This is a genomic window from Planctomycetota bacterium, assembly GCA_038746835.1.
Classification (GTDB): Bacteria; Planctomycetota; Phycisphaerae; order Tepidisphaerales; family Tepidisphaeraceae; genus JBCDKH01.
The window spans coordinates 1-6,453 of record JBCDKH010000196.1 but is presented as its reverse complement, the minus strand read 5'-3'; the positions used below and the strand labels follow the sequence as shown (position 1 = coordinate 6,453).

The window sequence follows — 6,453 nt, the reverse complement described above, 5'->3', positions numbered from 1 at the left end:
GCTCGGCACCGACAACAACGGCAGCAACGGCTGGTCATTGGCGGTCGACATCAGCGGCCTCGCACCCGGAACGTACACCTACTCCGCCGTCGCGAGGGACGACGACGGGGCCGAGAGTCAGCCCGTCCAGACGACCAACACCGTCGCGCCGACGCAGACCGGCTCGGCGTTCGAAGAGGTCGACGGCGTCGTCACGATCGAGGCGGCAGACGCCTCGCGTCGCACCACGGCCGGCAACGGCGTCGCGTGGGTCGACGTGGCCGACTCGGCGGCCGTCGGCGGCACGCTGGTGCAGGCGCTGCCCGACATCGACTCCAACACGGGCACCGCCCTCACCGGGCCGAAGCTCGATTACGACATCAACTTCCAGAACAGCGGCGTCTACTACGTGTGGGTCCGCATGACCGGCGACGGCGGGGCGAACGACTCCGTTCATGTCGGCCTGAACGGTCAGGCCGAGACGCTCGACGGGCAGTTCGGCTTCTACAGCAACAACCGCAACGTTCTCGAATGGACCGACGGCACCACACCGCTCGGCCGCCGCCTCACCGTCAACGTCCCCTCGGCCGGCGTCCACACGCTCAACATCTGGGCCCGCGAGGACGGCGTGAAGGTGGACGAGATTCGCGTCGCCCGCTCGGTCGACTTCGACCCACGCGTCACGACCCCGCCACCACCGCCGCCGAATCAGGCCCCGACGATCGGCGCGCTCACCGACTCGCCGGACCCTGCACCGATCGACAGCGAGATCCTCATCCAGGCGACGGGCGTCAACGACGTCGACGGCACCGTGCCGCTCGTCCGCTTCTTCCGCGAGGTGGTCGGGGGCGAGGACGTTCTGCTCTTCACCGACAGAAACCCGTCCAACGGCTTCGCCGGCTTTATCAGCGTCGCTGAGCTCGCGCCGGGCTCGACGACGACGTATTACGCGATCGCCGAGGACAACGACGGTGCGCAGAGCATTCGTGCCATCACGACCAACACCGTCCTCAACTCGGCGGGCGGGCCCGTCTACCAGGAGACTGCCGGTCTCGTCACGATTGAGGCGTCGCGCCCGTCGGCGCTTGTCCAGAACACCGGTCTGCCGTCGTGGGATGTCTTCAACCAACCGGGAGCCAGCGGCGAGTCGCCCAACGTGCTCCAGGCCTTCGGTGAGGGCAGTAACTTCGGCAACACGACCGACGGGCCGCGTGCGGACTACGACATCACGTTCACCAACCCGGGCACCTACTTCGTCTGGGTCCGCATGAACGGCCCGACCGGCTCGGACGACTCCATCCACGTCGGACTCAACAACGAAATTCAGACCCTCGGTGCCTTTGGCGTCTACCCGGGAGCCAAGAACACCTTCGAGTGGGTCAACGACGTGCCGGGCCTCGGCCGAATAACCGTCGACGTTCCGGAGCCGGGCATCAGCACGCTCAACATCTGGATGCGTGAGGACGGCGTGATCGTCGACGAGATTCGCCTGTCGAGCGATCCGAACTTCAACCCCGCCGTCACGCCGCCCCCGGCGACCAACACGGCCCCGACCGTCGCGTCGCTTACGGCCAGCCCCAACCCGATCGTCGTCGGCGACAACGTCACCCTCACCGCTAACGGCGTCTTCGACTCCGACGGCACGATCGCCAGCGTCACCTTCGGCTACGAAGACGGCACCTTCGGCGACCAGGTCATCGGCACCGACACCGACGGCAGCGACGGCTACACGTTCACCGACAACACCTTCGACATCGGTGCCGGCCGGACGTATTACGTCTTCGCCACCGACGATGACGGTGCCTTCAGCAACCGCGTCGAGGTGCGCCTGAACACGATCTCCGAGCCGACCGACGCCTTCCAGGAAGTCGACGGCCTCGTCACGATCGAGGCGACCGACGCGACCGCCCGCGCATCCGCTCAGGGCCGCGAGTGGGTCGACGACACGCGTCCCGACGCGATCAACGGCACTTTCGTGACCGCGCCCGGCGAGGGCGTCAACACCGGCGGCCAGGCCGATGGGCCACGGCTCGACTACGACATCGAGTTTGCCAACAGCGGCACGTACTACGTCTGGCTCCGCATGACGGCCGAGGACTTCGGCTCCGACTCCGTCCACGTCGGCCTGAATGGGCAGTCGGTAACGACCAACACCTTCGGCGTCTCCGGCGGCGGCGACGACGTCTTCACCTGGACCGACGGCAGCAACTCCATCAACCGCCGCCTCACCGTCAACGTCCCCGCCGCGGGCGTCCAGACCCTCAACGTCTGGATGCGCGAAGACGGCGTGAAGGTCGACGAGATTCGCGTGGCTCGGAGCGAGAGCTACGACCCGCGGACCGTCGCCGCAGGACTCCGCCTCGATGACTCTTTCGGTGCGGGGGGTAAAGCCGACTTGCGTTTAGATCCGGGGACGCCATTCGGCAAAATCTTTGACGTTTTCGTCAGCGAAACGGTCGGCGGTCCGACTTGGGCCTTAGGTTACGCGTTCTACGACCATTACCCGACGGCCCCGACGGAGGTAGACGGCGGTTCTAATACCATCGCACGCCCGGACTTCTCCGAGGGAGTTGCCGGTGCCGTCCGCATTGATGAGAACGGAACGGTCGTTCAGAGATACATCCCGCTCGAGGAGACCGCAATAACCTTCGCAGGCCACACAAGAGATGTTCGTCCTGCCCCGGGCGGCGGCTTCTTTGGGCTTCGCGAACGAGAATCCATCTACACGATTGCGAAGTTTAATGACGACTTGCAGCTTGATTCGTCATTTGCACCGGTCGTTGTCGATCAGCGGAACACGCCTTGGACAAGCTTCTGGTACGACGTCGCACCTGACGGATCCGTCGTCATTGGTCAATCGAACGACGGTGTGATCGACACCGCTGTCGAGTTGAAGGTCGACACCTTTGACGCATCTGGCGACCTGCGAGCCAGCCGCATCGTCACCCCCGACGATCTCGGTTTCGAGCGAAACGGACTGGCGAATGAGGGCGATTATATTTTCTCTTTCGGCGGAGTCGGCGGATTAGCGTCTGGTTCGGTCGCGCTTGCTTACAGGGCGCTGAACTTCGTGCCCGTTATCTCTGAAGCCGTCATAGGCACGGTCCGGCTCACCGCTGATCTAGAGGTGGATACCTCTTTCGCGGATGCTGGAATCAGCTCCGGCGTCGTCGATCAAATCAGCTTCATCAGCGACTTTAAATCGGACTCCACCGGCCGGGCCGTCATCGTGCTCGATGAGGACGATGCCGCTTCGTCCGTTCACGTACAGGACGCCGACGGAAGATTCGTGCACAGCGAGCAGTTGCAGTCTCTTCCGTGGAACGCGGCCACGTCTCCCGCCGCCATAGAAATCGATATCAGCGATGAGCATTTTGCGGTGCTCTACCAGCGAGACCGCGGGAGTGACTTCTTCGATAACATCTACGGCGACTTCTTGTTCGAGCAGGGGACACTCGAACAACCAGAGGCGGACCTCATAGCCGAAGACTACGTGCTCCTTTACGGTAACTTCACTGACTTCGTCGCTCGATATGAGCTGGGCGAGGGTGCTGGAACTTCGTTCGGTGGTGGCGCTGCCGCTTTTGCCACGGATGGCAGCCTCTTCGTCGGGGGTGTTAAAGAGGAGTACGAGATCGACGACGAGTTCGTCGTCTCAGATGTCGAAGCGTCGGCGAATGTGTTGAAGCTGCTCGTCACGACCCCTGGCACCGAGACCTAGTCGTGCTCGCTTTCGGAACGGTGGTGCTCCGCCCCCGTCGCCCGCAATAATCTGGCCTACCATGCCCGCCCGGCCGCTCACCACGGTCGGGCGTTTTCTCGCACTCGACGCACAAGCCTCACGCGTTGGCCGACCGGTGAACGGCTGACGAGAGGCTGGCAGGGCTGAATCCCTGCTCGCGAAAGGAACCTCTGCATGTCTGACACTGCCCCCGCCACGAACGGCGACGCTACCACTGCCCCCGCCAAGCCCAAGACCCCGGCCGAGCTCGTCAAGAAGCTCATTGACGCCGGCATCCACTTCGGTCACCCCGCCGCGCGGTGGAACCCGAAGATGAAGCCGTACATCTACGGCAAGCGTGGCAACATTCACATCATTGACGTCAAGGAGACGCTCAAGGGCCTCATTCGCGCCAAGCGGCTCATCCAGAACTCGGTCGCCAAGGGGCAGGACATCCTGTTCGTCGGCACCAAGCGGCAGGCACGCGACATCGTCGCCGAGCATGCCGAGCGCGCCAGCATGCACTACGTCTCGGAGCGTTGGCTCGGCGGGACGCTGACCAACTTCCGCACCATTCGAGCCCGGCTCAACCGCCTCGACGAGCTCGACGAGCTCTGGAGCAGCGGCGAGATCGAGACGTACTCGAAGAAGATGAAGTCGACCCTCGGCCGCGAGCGGTCGAAGATCAAGACGAATCTCGAGGGCATCCGGCGGATGGAGAAGATGCCGTCGATCATGTTCATCGTCGACACCCGTCGCGAGAAGATCGCGGTCAAGGAGGCCCAGAAGCTCGGCCTGACGACGATCGCACTCATCGACACCGACAGCGACCCGGACCTGGTCGACCTGCCGATTCCCGGCAACGACGACGCGATGAAGGCGATCGAGGTCATCATCGAAGAGCTCGCCGACGCCGCGGAGGAAGGCCGCAAGGGCCGACCGGCCGTTCCCGAGAAGGGCGACCGTGGCGGCAAGGGCGATCGTCCCAAGGGTCGCAGCAGCCGCGCCCGGTTCAAGGTCGACGACCAGGACAAGGAGCGCGCCGCAGCCGCCCCCGTCGAGCGCGACGACGCCACTCGCAGCGTCTCGATCGAGAAGCCGCAAGAGCCTGTCGGCGAAGAGCCCGCCAAGGCACCGGAGCCGATGGAAGGCGTTCCGGCCTAGGTCGCCGACTCGTCTGAATACGAACCTCAAACAGCAGGCTTGCCGCGGAACCTACGGTTCGGCGGCCGGCGTGCTTCCCGAAAGACACCAAAACACCCAAAGACATGGCGATTACCGCAGCTCAGGTCAACGAACTTCGCAAGCGCACCGGCCTTGCGATGATGCAGTGCAAGAAGAAGCTCGAAGAGACCGGCGGCGACGTCGAGGCCGCGATCGAGGCGTTCCGCAAGGAAGGCGTCAAGACCAAGGTCGCCGAGCGTGAAGCCGGCGAAGGTCGGGTCTCGGCCTACGTCAACGACGACGCCACGCGCGGCGTCATCGTCGAGGTCCGCTGCAACACCGACTTCACCGCCCGCAACGAGATCGTCGCCGAAATCTGCGACCTCGCTGGCAAGAAGCTCCTGGCCGACGCCTCGGCCGATCCGGCGGCGGACGAGGAGATCAAGAGCAAGCTGACCGACGTCAGCCAGCAGACCGGCGAGAACGTCCAGCTGGGCCGGACCGTCTCGGTCGAGGGCACCAAGGTCGGCCGGTTCAACTACACCGTCAGCAACAAGGTCGCGGCCTTGGTCGCGGTCGACTCGGCAGGCGTCGCCGACGAGGTGCTGAGCGACATCTGCCTGCACTTGGTCGCGTTCAAGCCCGTGGCCGAGGGCCTGACGCGTGACGACGTCGACCCGGCGCTGGTCGCCAAGGAAAAAGAGATCGCCGTCGAGCAGGCCAAGGCCACCGGCAAGCCGCAGGAGATCGCCGAGAAGATCGCCGACGGCAAGATGAACGCCTTCTACCGCGAGCGGGTGCTCAGCGAGCAGGACTTCATCAACCCCGACAAGCACAAGGGCACCGTCGCCGACTACGCCAAGAAGGCCGGCGGCACGCTCACCGGCTACCAGCGCCTCGAAGTCGGCGGCTGAGCCGGCTTTCACCTCGACAGCGAAAAGAGCCGCGTCCCTCGGGACGCGGCTCTTGTGTTGAATGGCAGCGGCAGTCGCAACTACTCGCCGATGATCTTGATCAGCACGCGTTTGTCGCGTCGGCCGTCGAACTCGCCGTAGAAGATCTGCTCCCACGTGCCGAAGTCGAGCCGACCTTCGGTGATCGCGACGACGACCTCCCGGCCCATGATCTGTCGCTTGTGATGCGCATCGGCGTTGTCCTCGCCGGTGCGGTTGTGGAAGTAACCGCCCGTGCTCGGATCCGTGCCCGCGTCGAACGGCGCGAGCGATTCGAGCCACCGCTCATAGTCGCGAAGCAACCCGTCCTCGGCGTCGTTGATGAAAACGCTGGACGTGATGTGCATGGAGTTCACAAGCACGAGCCCTTCCTGCACGCCGCTCTCCGCGACGGCGTCTTCGACGTCGCGCGTGATGTTGATGAAGCCACGGCGTTCCGGAACGCGGAAGCTGAGCGTCTTGCGGTGGCTCTTCATGCGGCGAGCTTACTCGCCGGCGACTTCGAGCTTCCAGGTCCAGCTGTCTCGATCGCGAAAGCCATCGACGTGCTCGGCCCGGAGGACGGCCTCGTTTTCGCCGAGGCGTTCATAGCCGAAGGGCTCGCCGGTGCCAGGGTCGCGTGGTAGCGGGAGTTCG

At 64.5% G+C, this 6,453-nt stretch carries 4 protein-coding genes; 3 read left to right on the top strand and 1 reads right to left on the bottom strand.

Features of this window, described 5'->3' with window-relative positions:
- The 3 genes from AAGI46_14630 to tsf form a co-directional block, all read left to right on the top strand.
- Positions 1 to 3,700, top strand: a 3,700-nt coding sequence (locus AAGI46_14630) for a hypothetical protein (protein MEM1013444.1), incomplete at its 5' end; no start/stop codon positions are given.
- A gap of 195 nt (positions 3,701 to 3,895) precedes the next feature.
- The gene (gene rpsB / locus AAGI46_14625) at positions 3,896 to 4,864 is read left to right on the top strand and encodes a 30S ribosomal protein S2 (GenBank protein MEM1013443.1); all 969 of its coding nucleotides are present in this window, start codon (positions 3,896 to 3,898) and stop codon (positions 4,862 to 4,864) included.
- 104 nt (positions 4,865 to 4,968) lie between these two features.
- Complete coding sequence (gene tsf, locus AAGI46_14620) at positions 4,969 to 5,778, top strand: translation elongation factor Ts (protein ID MEM1013442.1); 810 nt, start codon at positions 4,969 to 4,971, stop codon at positions 5,776 to 5,778.
- Between the two features lie 80 nt (positions 5,779 to 5,858).
- On the opposite strand, the gene AAGI46_14615 is transcribed toward tsf, so the two are convergent.
- Positions 5,859 to 6,293, bottom strand: a complete 435-nt coding sequence (locus tag AAGI46_14615) for a secondary thiamine-phosphate synthase enzyme YjbQ (GenBank protein ID MEM1013441.1) — start codon at positions 6,291 to 6,293, stop codon at positions 5,859 to 5,861.
- Positions 6,294 to 6,453 lie beyond the last annotated feature (160 nt).